Here is a 14,753-nt window from a genome sequence, read left to right on the forward strand (position 1 = left end):
GGTAAGATTGCCTTAACTACATTTTAGCCACTCGCATGGCACCGACCGGTTCGAACGAAGCGGGGAGTTATGCGGGTGGCAAGCGACAATGTGGACGTGGCGATCGTCGGTGCCGGGCCGGCCGGGCTGACCGCCGCCTATCTGCTGACGAAGGCGGGCCTGTCCGTCACCGTGATCGAACAGGACCCGCGCTATGTCGGCGGGATCAGCCGCACCGTCGAGCATGACGGCTTCCGCTTCGACATCGGGGGCCACCGCTTCTTTTCGAAGTCGCAGGAAGTGGTCGCGCTGTGGAACGAGATCCTGCCCGACGACTTCATTGACCGCCCGCGCATGAGCCGCATCTTCTATGGCGGCAAATTCTACAGCTACCCGCTGCGCGCGTTCGAGGCGCTGGGCAATCTCGGCCTCTTCACCTCGGCGCTGTGCATGGCAAGCTATGCCAAGGCCAAGCTGTTCCCACGCCGCACGGTCGCGTCGTTCGAGGACTGGGTGGTCAATCAGTTCGGCCACAAGCTCTATTCGATCTTCTTCAAGACCTATACCGAGAAGGTGTGGGGGATGCCGTGCGACACCATGTCGGCGGACTGGGCGGCACAGCGGATCAAGGGGCTGAGCCTCGGCGCGGCGGTGCTCGACGGGCTGAAGCGCTCGCTGGGCCTCAATCGCACGCCGAACGACGGCATGGCGGCCAAGACGCTGCTCGAAAGCTTCCGCTATCCGCGCAAAGGGCCGGGCATGATGTGGGAAGCGGCGCGCGACCATGTCGTCGCGGGCGGCAACACCGTGCTGATGGGCCATGCGCTGCGCACGCTGGAACATGATCCGGTGGCAGACTGCTGGCGGATGGTCGCGACGGACCGTGCCGATGATTCGAGCCGGATCATCACCGCGCGCCATGTCATTTCCTCGGCCCCGCTGCGCGAGCTGGCGTCGCGCATCCATCCGCTGCCCGCGACGCTGCCCGACGCCAGCGCGTTGCGCTACCGCGATTTCCTGACCGTCGCGCTGATGATCCGGTCGGACGACCTGTTCCCCGACAACTGGATCTATATCCACGACAACCGGGTAAAGGTCGGCCGTGTCCAGAATTTCCGCAGCTGGTCGCCCGAAATGGTGCCCGATCCGGCGATCGCCTGTGTCGGACTCGAATATTTCTGTTTCGAAGGCGACGGGCTGTGGGCCAGCAGCGACGACGACCTGATCGCACAGGCGACGCGAGAGCTGGCGACGCTCGGGCTGGTCGATGCCCGGGACGTGGTCGGCGGCGCCGTCGTGCGCCAGCCGAAAGCCTATCCGGTCTATGACGAAGGCTATGCCGACCGGGTGGAGGCGCTGCGCACCGAACTGGAAACGCGTTTCCCGACGCTGCACATGGTCGGCCGCAACGGGATGCACCGCTACAACAACCAGGATCACGCGATGATGACGGCGATGTTGACCGTCCGCAACATCCTGGCCGGCGCGCGCGTCCATGACGTGTGGCAGGTGAACGAGGACGCCGAATATCACGAGGCCGGCCGCGAAGGCGAACAGGCCGCGCTGGCCAGCGTCCGCGCGGTGCCGACCCCGATCCGGGCGGCGGCGTGAGCGAAGCGGGCCGGCGGGACCTGCCGGCCCCACCCGATGCGGGGCTGACGCGACCGCTGCTGATCTCCTGGGCGCTGGCCGCCTGCGTGCTGATCGCCGTCGCGGCTTCGCGGATCGCCCGTCTGCAACTGCCCGACCCCGACGATACGCTCCGTTTGCTCGAGGTCCGCGCATGGCTTGCCGGGCAAAGCTGGTGGGACGTCAGCCAATATGGCTTTTCGGGCAGCGGCGAGGTCATGCACTGGTCGCGCCTCGTCGACCTGCCGCTGGCGGCGGCGATGACGGTGCTGCGCCCGATCTTCGGCGCCGTCGTCGGCGACCGGATCGCGATCGTGCTCGTCCCACTGCTCACGCTGCTGGCGATCATGGCGCTGGTCGGCACGATCGCGCGGGCATTGTCCGATCGACCGAGCGCGCTGCTCGCGATCCTGATGGTGCCACTGACCGCCCCGATCATCGCCCAGGCTCAGCCGCTGCGGATCGATCACCATGGCTGGCAGGTGGTAGCCGCCCTGTGCGCGGCCTATGCGCTGATCTGTCGGCGCGGATGGCAGGCGGGCATGATCGCGGGGGTTGCCGCCGCGTTCCTCGTCTCGATCTCGTTCGAAGGGTTTCCCTTCGCATTGCTGACGCTTGCCGTGGGCGGCCTGCTGTGGGTCGCCGATCCGCAGGCCCGGTCCGCGCTGCGCGCACAGGCATCGACGCTGATCGCGGCGCTGACGCTGCTCCATGTCGCGACACGCGGGCCGGCGATGTTCGCGCCCGCCTGCGATGCGGTGTCGCCGGCATGGCTGGGCGTCCTTGCCACCGCCACGCTCGGCATCCTCGTGGCGACATGGCTGCCCGCCCGCAGCGCGCCGGCCCGCTTCGGCTGGCTGGCGCTGGCCGGGATCGTGACGCTCGGCGCGATGGTGCTGCTGGTACGCGACTGCGCCGGAGGGCCGTTCGGCAATCTCGACCCGCTGACCCGGCGCATCTGGTTCGACAATGTCGCCGAAGGATTGCCGATCTGGCAACAATGGCCGGCCGTCGTGGTCGCGACCTTTGCGCTGCCGTTCCTGTCGATCGGTGCGACCTGGCTCGGCTGGCGGCAGGCGGTGGACCCTGCCGCCCGGCGGCGCTGGGCGATAGTGCTCGGCCTGCTGGTCGGGGCTACCGCCTGTGCGCTGATGGTGCTGCGGGCGGGCGCGCTGGCGAACGCGCTGGCGGTCCCGGCGATGGCCGTGTTCATCGAGGCGCGGCTGCGCATCGCGCGGACCATCGCGGCGCCGGGCCGGCGAACGATCGCGCTGGCAGGCTTGCTCACCCTGGCGGCGGTCGGCGCGGTCGCGTCCGAAGCGCTGCTGGCGATCGGCGTGCCCGGCAGCGCCGAAGCGCATATCCCGGCGCGCTACCGCGACGGACGGCGGCCCTATTGCCTGAAACGTCCGGACTTCGGGGCGTTGAACGTCCTGCCGGCTGGCGCCGTGGTGCTGGCCCCGCTCGACATCAGCCCCGACATCATCCTGTTCACCCACCTGCGCCCGATCGCCAGCGGCCACCACCGCAATCTCGACCGGATGCGGTTCGTCCTGACGAGCCTGATGGCCAAACCCGACATCGCGCGCGGCCCGATCGCGGCGCATGGCATCGACTATATCGTCGGCTGCCCCGGCAACCCCGACAATGTGAACCTCGTCAAGGAAGCCCCGCACGGCCTGTCGGCGCGGCTGGAGAACGGCGAACGCTTCGACTGGCTGGAACCGGTGCCGATCCCGAACTCGCCGCTATTGGCATGGCGGGTCATTCGCCCTCTTGCGAGCCCGCCTGCCTAGCCCGTAAGGACGGAGGATATGACTTTCTCCGCCCAGCAACAGCTCAACTGGTGGCAGACGCGTTGGTTCGTCGCGCTGATGGCAGTGCTGGCGGCGGTGCCGCTGTTGTGGCCCGACATTCCGCCGATGGTCGACCTGCCCGGCCACATGGGCCGGTATCGCGTCCAACAGCTGTGGGACACCGGACAGGCGCCATGGTTCCACGACTGGTATAATTTCGACTGGAGCCTGATCGGCAATCTGGGCGTCGACCTGCTCGTCTGGCTGCTCGAACCGCTCATCGGCCTCGAACCGGCGGTCAAGCTCATCATCCTGGCCATCCCGCCGCTGACCGCGGTCGGATTGCTCTGGATCGCGCGCGAAGTGCATGGCCGCATTCCCGCGACCGCGCTGTTCGCGCTGCCGATCGTCTACAGTTTCCCGTTCCATTTCGGCTTCGCCAATTTCGCGCTGTCGATGGCGCTGGCGCTCAATGCCTTTGCGCTGTGGCTGCGGCTGGGGCGGCAGGGGCGGCTGGTGCTGCGCGGCGTCGTGTTCGTACCCGTAGCCGGGTTGATCTGGCTGACCCATACGTTCGGCTGGGGGACGCTGGGCGTCCTCGCCGCCTCGGCCGAGCTGATCCGCGAGCATGACAAGCGCCGCAACTGGTTCGCCGCCGCGCTCCATGCCGGTCTCCACTGCCTCGTCCTCGCGCCGCCCGCGCTGCTGATGCTGTTGTGGCGCTCGGGCGGCCATGTCGGCGGGCAAACCGCCGACTGGTTCAACTGGCGCGCGAAGATGCAGTGGATGACGATGACGCTGCGCGACCGCTGGCAGCTCTACGACCTCGCCTCGGTCGCCGTCTTCTACCTCGTGCTGTTCAAGGGGTTGCGCGATCCCAACATCGGCTATTCGCGCAATCTGGGCCTGTCGGCGCTGTTCCTGATCGCGGTCTATGTGCTGTTGCCGCGCATCGTGTTCGGATCGGCCTATGCCGATATGCGGCTGGTCCCCTATCTGTTCGGGATCAGCCTGATCGCGCTCCGGCCCAAGCCCGGCCTGTCGATCCGCCACGCCGGGGTGCTGGCGGCGATCGGCCTGGCGATCTTCGTCGGGCGGATGGGGGCGACGACGGCCAGCTTCTGGCTGTACGACCGCGACTACAACCGCGAACTGGCGGCGCTGGACCATGTGCCGGTCGGCGCGCGGCTCGTCACGTTCGTTGGGGAAACCTGCTACAACGAATGGCGCATGACCCGCGTGCAGCATTTGCCGGGCATGGCGCTCGCCCGCCGGCTGGCCTATGCCAACGATCAATGGTCGATGGCCGGCGGACAGTTGCTGACGGTCAAGTACAAGGAAGCGCGCGGGTTTTCGCACGATCCTTCGGAACTGGTCACCGACGTCAAATGCCCGCGCGAATATTGGCGGCCGGTCGCGGCGGCGCTGTACAAGTTCCCGCGCGACGCGTTCGATTATGTATGGCTGATCCGGCCGCCCAAATATGACCGGCGGCTGGAACAGGGGCTGATCCCGCTGTGGCGCAACGGCAGCTCCGCGCTGTTCCGCATCGACCATAGCGTGCCGCCGCCCGTGCTGACATGGAGCGATCTGGGCAATCGTCCGTTCGCCAAACCCCGCCGCCGCCCATCGCGACAGATGGCGGCCAACGAACCGGTAAGGAAAGACTGATGGACCTGCTGAACAACGCCCTGAAGCTGGCCGGCCAATTCGACCTGCCCGCCATTGCCGAAAAGGCTGGGATTTCGCAGGAACAGGTGCAGACCGTCCTCGGCCTGCTGGCGAAGTTCGCCGGCCACGCCGATCCCGCGCAGGAAGCCGCCGACCATAGCGGCGTGTCGCGCCACCAGATCGAGGCGATCCTGTCCGAAGTCGGCGGTCCCGATGCACTGGGCCAGTTCGCGCAGCTGCTGGGCCTCGACATCAATCCCGGTGCGCTGGGCGGGATCGGCGACATGCTGCCCGGTGGGCTGGGCGGGCTGATGGGCCGGAAGTAGGGCGAAGCGCCCCGCCGCCACGGCGGCATCCCAGCGCAGGCTGGGATATCAACGGTTCACTGCTGGTATCTGCTCGATCTGACAAACGTCGCCCCAGCGAAGGCTGGGGCCTCAAGCGGTTCCTGCCGCGCGCTAAACCCGGAAGATTCCAGCCTTCGCTGGGATGACGTTCCTGTCCAATAAAGATCAGTCCGCCGCTACGACCGCCGGAACGGGGTCATCTCGCTCAGAAACGCCTGCTCCTGCCCCACCGCCGCACGTTCCCGCTCCAGAAACTCGGCCACGGCCGCACTAAAGCCCGGATCGGGCAGGAAATGCGCCGACCAGGTCGTCACCGGGACATAGCCACGCGCCAGCTTGTGTTCGCCCTGCGCGCCCGCCTCGACCCGCTGCAGCCCGCGCGCGATGGCGGCGTCGATCGCCTGATAATAGCACAGTTCGAAATGGAGGAACGGCACCTCCTCCACCGCGCCCCAGTAGCGCCCGTAGAGCGCATCGCTCCCGATCAGGTTGAGCGCCCCCGCGATCGGCCGCCCATCGCGTTCGGCCAGGATCAGCAGCACGTCGTCGCCCATCGTTTCCGACAGCAGCGAAAAGAAGCGGCGCGTCAGATAGGGGCGGCCCCATTTGCGGCTGCCGGTATCCTGATAGAAGCTCCAGAAGGCGTCCCAATGCGCCTCGGTCAGATTGCGGCCGCTCAGGTGCCGCACGGTCAGCCCGTCCAGCGCGGCGGCGCGTTCCTTGCGGATCGCCTTGCGCTTGCGGCTGGCGAGATCGTTCAGGAAATCGTCGAAGCTGCCATACTCGCGATTGGCCCAGTGGAACTGCGTGCCTGCCCGCGTCAGCCAGCCCGCCGCCTCGAACGCCGGCAATTGCCCTTCGTCGAGGAAGGTCGCGTGGGCGGAGGACAACCCGTTCTGCCGCACCACCGCCTCGACCGCACCGATCAGCGTACCCGCCTGGCCCGGATCGCGCAGCAGCAGCCGGGGACCGGGTACGGGGGTAAAGGGCGCCGCGATCTGGAGCTTGGGATAATAGTCGCCCCCGGCCCGCTCCCATGCGTCGGCCCAGGCATGGTCGAACACATATTCGCCCTGGCTGTGTCCCTTGGCATAGGCCGGTGCGATCGCCAGCGGCACGCCATCGGCATCGTCGACGATGATCGGCAGCGGTTGCCAGCCCGATCCCGGCCCGACGCTGCCCGATTCCTCCAACGCCGACAGGAAGGCATGGCATAGGAACGGATTGCCCTTGCCCGCGCAGGCGTCCCACTGGTCGGCGGGCACGGCGCGGACGCCGTCGGCGATGCGGGCGGTGATGGTCGTCACATGGGCAAGATAGGGGGTGGCGGCACGCTCCGGTAGCCCCCACGCGTCATCCCGGCGCAGGCCAAGATCCACGGATACGAACGGCTTCGCAAGGTTCGCTACATCGGTCCGTCCATGGATTCCGGTTTTGCCGGAATGACGAGCGGGTCAGTCCTTCGTCACCTTCAACCCGTCCTTGAACATCAACTCCCGCCGGGGCACCGGAATCTTGATGCCGTGTTCGGCGAACAGGTCCCACAACCGGTTGAGCACGTCCGACCGGACATTGCCGACCCCCTGTTCCGGATCGCTGATCCACGCGAGGACTTCATGCTCGACGGCATATTCACCGTACGAGATCAGCCAGACATTGGGCGCCGGGCTGCGCAGCACCCGCGCGCTTTCCTTGGCGGCCTGCAACATCAGCTTCTGCGCCAGCCGCAGGTCGGTTTCATACCCCACCCCGACCGGGATGCGCACCCGGACGTTGCGGTCGGAAAAGGACCAGTTCTCCACCTCCTGCGTCATCAGATTCTCGTTGGGGATCAGATGCTCCTTGCCGTCGCGGGTGATGACCGACACCGCGCGCACCCCGATCTTGTTCACCCAGCCGAAGCTGTCGCCAACGACGATCACGTCGCCCGGCTTGATCGACCGGTCCATCAGCAGGATGATACCCGCGATCAGGTTGCCGACCGTCTTCTGCAACCCGAAGCCGACCGCGAGGCCCAGCCCACCCGAAAAGATCGCAAAGGTCGTCAGGTCGATGCCGAGCAGGTCGATCCCGAAGAAGAAGGCGGTGATGATGACCGCGATCGACGCCAGCTTCTGCGCCAGCAGCTTCTGCGCGGGGTCGAGGCTCCGCGCCTGTCCCACCGCATGGCCGACCAGCTTGTTGGCGACGCGCACCACCGCGTAGAGGACCACGGCGGTCAGCAGCGTGCTGACCAGCGCCAACAGCGACAATCGCCGCCGCCCGACCGAAAAGCCGATGGCGTCGAGCGTGGTGGTGATCGGCTCCAGCCCGCCGACCGACCGCGCCAGCACGGCGACGAACAGGATCGACGACACCGCCCATGCCAGCCAGCGGGCGAGGTTGACGCCGCGCAGCAACTGCATCGCCAGCCGCGCGACCGCCGCCGCCAGCGCGAGGCCGACGACGATATCGCCGAGCGCGCCCCAGTCGCGGACCTGCGCCACGAGGGCGAGGGCGATGACCGCCACCAAATGCCGGACGATGTCGCACATGCGGGTGGCAAGGCCGACGGCATGATCGCCGACCCGGTCGCGCCACAGCGCCGTCAGATGCGGGCCGGCCCAGCGCCCGGCCAGCCAGCCGAGCAGCAGCGCAAGCAGCACCAGCCCCGCCACGATGCCGGCCTCGACCAGTTCCCGCCCGTCGGCCACCGGCAGTCCCTGTCCGGCCAGCCCGGCGGCAAGGTCGTTCACCGCGCCGCCCGGAACCGCGCAAGGCCGGCGGACAGGTCGGCGATCAGGTCGTCGACATTTTCCAGCCCGATCTGCAACCGGATCATCGGCCCTTCGGTCTCCGCGCGGGTGACGGTGCGATAACGATGCGGATCGATCGGCAGCGCGAGGCTTTCGAAGCCGCCCCAGCTATAGCCGATGCCGAACAGCGTCAGCCCGTCGATCAGCGCGACCCGGCCGGCATCGCTGCCGCCGTTGAGGACGAAGGCGAACAGCCCGGCACTGCCCCGGAAATCGCGGGTGAAGATGTCGTGCCCCGGACAACCGGGCAGGGCGGGATGCAGTACCCGCGCGACCTCCGGCTGGTCCGCCAGCCACCGGGCGATGCGGATCGACGATTCGCCGTGCTGCTTCAGCCGCACCGCCATGGTGCGCAGGCCGCGCGCGCCGAGCGCCGCGTCGTCCGGGCCGACATGCTGCCCCAACTGATAGGTCGCGTCGCGCAACGCCTGCCAATGCGAGGCGGCGGCGGTGGCCGATCCCAGCATCGCGTCGGAATGGCCGACGACATATTTGGTGCAGGCCATGATCGTCACATCGACGCCGTGCGCCATCGCCGGAAACAGCAGCGGCGTGGCCCAGGTATTGTCGAGGATGGTGGTGATGCCGCGTCCGCGGGCGATGGCGGTCATCGCCGGCACGTCCTGCACCTCGAAGGTCAGGCTGCCGGGGCTTTCGAGGAACAGCACCTTCGTCGCCGGGGTCATCAGCTCGGCGATCCCTGCGCCGACCATCGGGTCGTAGAGCGTCGTGGTGACGCCGATCGTCTTGAGGATACCCTGCGCAAAGGCGCGGGTCGGGTCATAGGCGCTGTCGGGCAGCAACAGATGGTCGCCGGGCTTCAGGAACGCCAGCAGCGCGGTGGTGATCGCCGCGACGCCGGACGGATAGAGCAACGTGCCCTCCGCCCCCGGCTCCAGCTCGGTCAGCGCCTCGGCCAGCGACCATTGCGTCGGGGTGCCGCGCCGGCCGTAATAGAGGCGGTGGTGGGTATCCGCCCCTGCCGCCGCGCGCAGGTCGGCGACATCGTCGTACAGGATCGTCGACGCGCGCCAGACCGGCACGTTGACCACGCCCCCGGTCCATTCATCGCGGCGGCCGCCGGTGACGACCCGCGTCTCCGGCGCGTTCGAGGGGTCGGTGCTGCTCATGCCGTCACCTTCGGCGTCTGCGGGTCGGCGGCCCATTCGGTCCAGCTCCCATCATACAACGCGGCGTCGCGCCCCAGCAGGTGCAGGGCAAAGGCGGGGATCGCGGCGGTGATGCCCGACCCGCAGGTGGTGGTGATCGGCCGGTCGAGATCGACGCCCGCATCGGCGAACAGCGCCGCGAGTTCCTCCGGCGACCGCCATGTGCCGTCGTCATGGAAGAAGCGGGCATAATGCAGGTTGGTGCTGCCCGGAATATTGCCCGATGGCAGCCCGCGCGGATCAGGCTCGCTGCCGTCGAACCGCGCCGGCGAGCGGGCATCGACCAGTTGCGCGCTGTCATCGGCCAGCACCATCGCCTTGGTCCGTACCGGCGCCAGATCGGGATCGGCATCGAACCGGGTCGGTGTCGCCTGATCGACGCCGGCTTCCACCGGCCGCCCCTCGGCCTGCCATTTGGCGAAACCGCCATCGAGGATCGCGACCGGCAACGCGCGGGCGAAGCGGCGCAACAGCCACCATGCCCGCGCCGCCGTATGGTGCGGCGAATGGTCATACAGCACGACCTGCACATCGTCGTTCAGCCCCAGCGCCCCCAGCCGCGCCGCGAGCTTCTCGGCGGCGGGCAGCGAGGTCGCCTGCCCCGTCGACAGCGCGCGCAGGTCGAGGAAGCGCGCGCCCGGGATATGCGCGGCGGCGAACTCGGCGGCTTCGTCGCGGGGCGGGTCGCCCTGTACGGGCACGAAGGTCGCGTCGAGGACGACCAGGCCAGAAGTACCGATCCGGTCGGCGAGCCATGCGGTGGAAACGAGCGGTTGCATGGAGGAAGGCTTAGGCCGCCTCGCACGCTGGTCAAGCATCGGGACAGCTAATCCACGTCTATTCGTACCCCCCGCACAGGCGGGGTCCAGGGTCGAACAAGCGGCCGCCCGCGATTGGCTCTGGATCCCCGCCTGCGCGGGGATGCGCTCAACCCTCGTACCGGGGCTGCTCATCCAGCGCCTTCAGAAACCCCTTCGCCTGCCCGCGCAACGCCTGCTGCGTATCCTCGGCCATCTTATCCCATGTCCTATACGGCATCGCCATGCGGTGATTGCTGCCCAGCTTCTCCCGATTGCGAGCGATGAAGTCCCAATAGAGCGCGTTGAACGGACAGGCATCGGGACCGGTACGCTGCTTCACGTCATAACGGCAGGACCGGCAATAATCGGACATGCGGTCGATATAGGCACCCGACGACGCATAGGGCTTCGACCCCAGCAGCCCGCCATCGCCGAACTGGCTCATTCCCAGCGTATTGGGCAGTTCGACCCATTCATAGGCATCGGCATAGACCTCCAGATACCAACGATGCACCTGCTGCGGATCGGCGCCGATCAGCAGTGCGAAATTGCCGGTAATCATCAGCCGCTGGATATGATGGGCATAGGCCTTGTCCAGCGTCTGCCCGATCGCTTGGCCCAGGCAATGCATGTCGGTGTCGCCGGTCCAGTAGAATGCCGGCAGGTCGCGCTTCGCATTGAAAAAGTTGCGCGTGACGTAATCCGGCCCCTCGCGCCAATAGATGCCGCGCACGAATTCGCGCCAGCCGATGATCTGGCGGATGAAACCTTCGGCGGCGTTGATCGGCACCTTGCCCGCCGCATATTCCTTCTCGACCGCCCGACAAAGGTCGAGCGGGTCGAGCAGCCCGGCATTGAGGTAGGGCGACAGGACCGCGTGCCACAGATAGGGTTCGCCGGTCAGCATCGCGTCCTGATTGTCGCCGAACCCCGGCAGCGCATGGGTCAGGAACGCGCGCTGCTGGCGCAGCGCATCCTTGCGCGTCACCGCGAAATCGAACCCGTCGAGCGTGCCCGCATGATCGCCGAACCGCTCGGCGACCAACGCCAGCACCTCCTGCGTCACAGCGTCGGGGGTGAATGACAAGGGTCGGGGGATCAGCAGGTCGCGCTTCGCGGCCTTGCGGTTGTCGTGGTCGAAATTCCACTTGCCGCCGACCGGCTTGGCCCCGTCCATCAACAGACCGGTTTCGCGGCGCATCTCGCGGTAGAAAAACTCCATGCGCAGTTCGCGCCGGTCGTCGGCCCATGCCCTGAACCGGTCGTGGGTGCACAGGAAGCGCGTGTCGGCCTTGATCGAGACGGGGATGCCGAAGATCGTCTCCCACGCCTCCAGCATCGCCTGCACCCGCCATTCGCCGGCTTCGGTTACGACGATCCGGGTCGGATCGTGCCGCTCGACCGCGCGGGCGATCTCGCCGGTAAAGCTGCCGGCATTGTCGGGATCGTCCAGCCGGACATAATCGACCGTCCACCCCTTCTCGGTCAGCGCGGTGGCGTGGTGGCGCATCGCCGCGAACAAAAACGCGATCTTCTTGGGATGATGGCGGACATAGGTCGCTTCCTCGACCACCTCCATCATCAGGATCGTGGCGGTGTCGGGATCGGCATCTTCCAGCGACGACAGCTGGAGCGACAATTGATCGCCCAGTATCGGGATCAGCACCCGTTCCATTCGTGCGCCGTCCCTTCTACATGGGGGCCATGGACCCGAAATTTCTTGGCCAGGCCAGCCCGCTACCGACCACGCCGGAAGCCGCCGAACTCGATTATGTTCCCAACCCGCGCGCCACGCCGTATGTGGTGCGCTTCACCGCGCCCGAATTCACCTCGCTGTGCCCGGTGACCGGCCAGCCCGATTTCGCGCATCTGGTGATCGATTACGTGCCCGCCGCGACCATCGTCGAATCGAAATCGCTGAAACTCTTCCTCGGCAGCTTCCGCAACCACGCCGCCTTCCACGAGGATTGCACCGTCGGCATCGCCGAACGGCTGGTGGCGGAAATGCAGCCGGTGTGGCTGCGCATCGGCGGTTACTGGTATCCGCGCGGCGGCATTCCGATCGACGTCTTCTGGCAGTCGGGGGAACCTCCGAAGGCGGTTTGGATTCCCGATCAGGACGTGCCGGGATATCGCGGGCGCGGGTGACCCGTCGCTGCGGCGAAACGCCCTGACACAGAATCGTGTCGCAGCGCACAATTCTTGCAACCATTCACCGTGTCGAAATGTTTCTATTTGCGGACACCGCCGATACCGCGCGGACCCCGCAACGCAAAGAGGAACACTGATGGACCAGAGGGTCGCCCTGGATTCGCTCGATCGCATCGCGCTGATCGGTAATTTCCTGCCGCGCAAATGCGGGCTCGCGACCTTCACCACGGATACCTTCAATGCGTTGCGCGATCGCTATCCAGCGATGGCGGTCGACGTCTATGCCATGGATGACCGGCCCGGCGCCTATGCCTATCCACCGGAAGTCACCCACGCGATCGCGCAGAACGACCGCATCGCCTATCTCGACGCCGCGCGCCGGATCGAGGCGAGCGGCGCGCAGGCGGTGTGGGTCCAGCATGAATATGGCATCTATGGCGGGTCAGCCGGCGAACATATCGTCTCCCTGCTCGACCGGGTGAACGTGCCCGTCGTCATCACGCTGCACACCATCCTCGAACATCCCAATGCCGACGAGCGCCGCGTGCTCGAAGCACTGCTGCGCCGCGCCGCCAAGATCGTCGTGATGGCCGACAAGGGCCGCGAAATCCTGATGCGGGTGCATGGCACCGACGCGCGCAAGATCGTGACCATCCCGCACGGCGTCCACGATCGCCCGTTCGTGCGACCCGAATCGATGAAGGCGCGCTTCGGCTGGACCGGCCGCCCGGTCATCTTGACCTTCGGCCTGCTCGCCCCGAACAAGGGGATCGAGACGATGATCGAGGCGATGCCGACCGTGGCCGCATCGCACCCCGACGCGCTATACGTCGTGCTGGGCGCGACTCACCCGCATCTGGTCGCGCATGAGGGCGAAGCGTATCGTGACAGGCTGAAGGCGCAGGCCGCGACCCTCGGTGTTGCGGACAATGTCTGCTTCCTCGACGGCTTCGTCGAACAAGACGAACTGCTCGACTATCTGCAGGCCGCCGACCTATACGTCACGCCGTACAGCAATCCGGCGCAGATCACGTCGGGCACGCTGTCCTATGCGGTCGGCGTCGGCAAGGTGGTGGTCTCCACCCCTTATGTCCATGCGACCGAGATCCTTGCCGACGACCATGGCGTTATCGTCGATTTCGGCGATGCCGCGGCGTTCGCGCGTGAAATCGTTGACCTGCTGGGTAACGACACGCGGCGCGAGACGCTGGCCAGCCGTGCCTATGCCCGTGGCCGGACGATGTTGTTCCCCTGCCTTGCCGAAGCGGCGATGATCGAGATCGGCCGCGCGGTCGCCGCCCGGCCCCTGCGGGTGCGGCCCAGCACCGATCTGACCGCGCTGCAGCCCGATTTCGCCGCGGTCGAGCGGATGAGCGATGCGACCGGCATGTTGCAGCATTCGATCTATTCGGTACCCGACCGTCGCCATGGCTATTGCATCGACGACAATGCCCGCGCGCTGATCCTGATGTCGCAGATCGAGGATCTGGACCCGATCGTCCGGGACAAGTGGACGACGATCTATGCCTCGTTCCTGCAATATGCCTGGAACCCCGATCGTCGCCGGTTCCGCAACTTCATGAATTTCGACCGGACCTGGTGCGAGGATGAAGGGTCGGAGGATTCGAATGGTCGGACGCTTTGGGCGCTGGCGATCACCGCGCGCGATGCGCAGGCGCGCAAGCATCGCGACTGGGCGATGTCGCTGTTCGAGCAGACCGCGTCGATCGCGCTCGACCTGGGCAGCCCACGCGCGCGCGCCTTCGCCATGCTGGGCGCGGTCGCCATGCTCGATATCAACCCGAGCCATGCGCTGGCGACCGAGATCGCGACGCGATTCGGCACTGAACTGGTGACGCTGCTAGATACCGCGCGCCGCCCGGAATGGCGCTGGTTCGAAATCGTTCTGGCCTATGACAATGCCCGCCTGCCCGAAGCGATGATCCGCGCCGGTCATGCCCTGAAGCGTGACGACTTCCTGAAGGTAGGGCTGGACACGCTCGACTGGATCGTCGCGCAGCAGACCTCGCCCGAAGGCCGGTTCCGCGCCATCGGAACAGAGAGTTTCAGCCGTCCCTATGCCGAACCGCTGCCGTTCGATCAGCAGCCGCTGGAAGCGCAGGCGACGGTCGAGGCCTGCATCGCGGCATGGGATGCGACCGGCGACACGCGCTGGGTCGACGAGGCGATCAAGGCCTATAACTGGTATCTTGGCGCCAACGATCTCGACCTTCCGCTGGCAACCGCCAAGGATGGCGGCTGTTTCGACGGGCTGATGCCGACCGGATTGAACCGGAATCAGGGGGCGGAGTCGATTCTGGCGCTACAATTGGCGTCCTGCGCCATTTCCGCCCTTTCAAAGGGTCGCGCTTCCGTGGCAGACCCGCGCCGCGCCGTGGCCTGATCCGGCCACGGC

Annotated in this window: 11 protein-coding genes; 6 read left to right on the forward strand and 5 right to left on the reverse strand. The window is 66.9% G+C overall.

What is annotated here, in order from left to right; translation table 11 throughout:
* Positions 1-69 precede the first annotated feature (69 nt).
* The 4 genes from ASE83_RS17595 to ASE83_RS17610 are packed head-to-tail and all read left to right on the forward strand — an operon-like array spanning position 70 to position 5,401.
* Positions 70-1,590, forward strand: a complete 1,521-nt coding sequence (locus ASE83_RS17595; RefSeq protein ID WP_055784750.1) for an NAD(P)/FAD-dependent oxidoreductase — start codon at positions 70-72, stop codon at positions 1,588-1,590.
* Complete coding sequence (locus ASE83_RS17600) at positions 1,587-3,404, forward strand: hypothetical protein (protein WP_055784753.1); 1,818 nt, start codon at positions 1,587-1,589, stop codon at positions 3,402-3,404. Before ASE83_RS17595 ends, ASE83_RS17600 begins: the two co-directional genes overlap by 4 nt.
* 18 nt (positions 3,405-3,422) lie before the next feature.
* Positions 3,423-5,075, forward strand: a complete 1,653-nt coding sequence (locus tag ASE83_RS17605; RefSeq protein WP_055784755.1) for a hypothetical protein — start codon at positions 3,423-3,425, stop codon at positions 5,073-5,075.
* Entirely contained in the window at positions 5,075-5,401 is a 327-nt protein-coding gene (locus tag ASE83_RS17610) for a hypothetical protein (RefSeq protein ID WP_055784759.1), read from the forward strand. The genes ASE83_RS17605 and ASE83_RS17610 overlap by 1 nt, the downstream gene beginning before the upstream one ends.
* Before the next feature lie 197 nt (positions 5,402-5,598).
* Here ASE83_RS17610 and ASE83_RS17615 read toward each other — a convergent pair whose 3' ends face one another.
* The 5 genes from ASE83_RS17615 to ASE83_RS17635 form a co-directional block, all read right to left on the reverse strand.
* Positions 5,599-6,729 (reverse strand): GNAT family N-acetyltransferase, encoded by a 1,131-nt coding sequence (locus tag ASE83_RS17615; RefSeq protein WP_055784762.1) that lies wholly within the window; start codon positions 6,727-6,729, stop codon positions 5,599-5,601.
* A 147-nt stretch (positions 6,730-6,876) separates the two neighbouring features.
* Positions 6,877-8,157, reverse strand: a complete 1,281-nt coding sequence (locus ASE83_RS17620) for a mechanosensitive ion channel family protein (RefSeq protein ID WP_235513071.1) — start codon at positions 8,155-8,157, stop codon at positions 6,877-6,879.
* Positions 8,154-9,347, reverse strand: coding sequence for a cystathionine beta-lyase (gene metC / locus ASE83_RS17625; RefSeq protein ID WP_055784956.1), 1,194 nt, complete (start codon positions 9,345-9,347; stop codon positions 8,154-8,156). Before metC ends, ASE83_RS17620 begins: the two co-directional genes overlap by 4 nt.
* Complete coding sequence (locus ASE83_RS17630) at positions 9,344-10,165, reverse strand: sulfurtransferase (RefSeq protein WP_055784765.1); 822 nt, start codon at positions 10,163-10,165, stop codon at positions 9,344-9,346. The genes metC and ASE83_RS17630 overlap by 4 nt, the downstream gene beginning before the upstream one ends.
* Positions 10,166-10,313: 148 nt before the next feature.
* Positions 10,314-11,861, reverse strand: coding sequence for a cryptochrome/photolyase family protein (locus tag ASE83_RS17635; protein WP_055784768.1), 1,548 nt, complete (start codon positions 11,859-11,861; stop codon positions 10,314-10,316).
* Positions 11,862-11,890: 29 nt separating this feature from the next.
* Between ASE83_RS17635 and queF the strand changes: the two genes are divergently transcribed.
* Together queF and ASE83_RS17645 are read left to right on the forward strand one after the other, a co-directional pair.
* Positions 11,891-12,334, forward strand: coding sequence for a preQ(1) synthase (gene queF / locus ASE83_RS17640; protein WP_055784771.1), 444 nt, complete (start codon positions 11,891-11,893; stop codon positions 12,332-12,334).
* Positions 12,335-12,473: 139 nt separating this feature from the next.
* Entirely contained in the window at positions 12,474-14,741 is a 2,268-nt protein-coding gene (locus ASE83_RS17645; protein WP_055784774.1) for a glycosyltransferase family 4 protein, read from the forward strand.
* The last annotated feature ends 12 nt before the right edge of the window (positions 14,742-14,753 follow it).

Origin of the sequence: Sphingomonas sp. Leaf32 (assembly GCF_001421765.1) — a bacterium.
Lineage (GTDB): Bacteria > Pseudomonadota > Alphaproteobacteria > Sphingomonadales > Sphingomonadaceae > Sphingomonas.

What these genes read in the sequence shown, in the direction of transcription:
- ASE83_RS17595 (WP_055784750.1), top strand. Translation starts at nt 70, where the DNA reads ATGCGGGTGGCAAGCGACAATGTGGACGTGGCGATCGTCGGTGCCGGG.
- ASE83_RS17605 (WP_055784755.1), top strand. Translation starts at nt 3,423, where the DNA reads ATGACTTTCTCCGCCCAGCAACAGCTCAACTGGTGGCAGACGCGTTGG.
- ASE83_RS17610 (WP_055784759.1), top strand. Translation starts at nt 5,075, where the DNA reads ATGGACCTGCTGAACAACGCCCTGAAGCTGGCCGGCCAATTCGACCTG.
- metC (WP_055784956.1), bottom strand. Translation starts at nt 9,347, where the DNA reads ATGAGCAGCACCGACCCCTCGAACGCGCCGGAGACGCGGGTCGTCACC.
- ASE83_RS17630 (WP_055784765.1), bottom strand. Translation starts at nt 10,165, where the DNA reads ATGCAACCGCTCGTTTCCACCGCATGGCTCGCCGACCGGATCGGTACT.
- ASE83_RS17635 (WP_055784768.1), bottom strand. Translation starts at nt 11,861, where the DNA reads ATGGAACGGGTGCTGATCCCGATACTGGGCGATCAATTGTCGCTCCAG.
- queF (WP_055784771.1), top strand. Translation starts at nt 11,891, where the DNA reads ATGGACCCGAAATTTCTTGGCCAGGCCAGCCCGCTACCGACCACGCCG.
- ASE83_RS17645 (WP_055784774.1), top strand. Translation starts at nt 12,474, where the DNA reads ATGGACCAGAGGGTCGCCCTGGATTCGCTCGATCGCATCGCGCTGATC.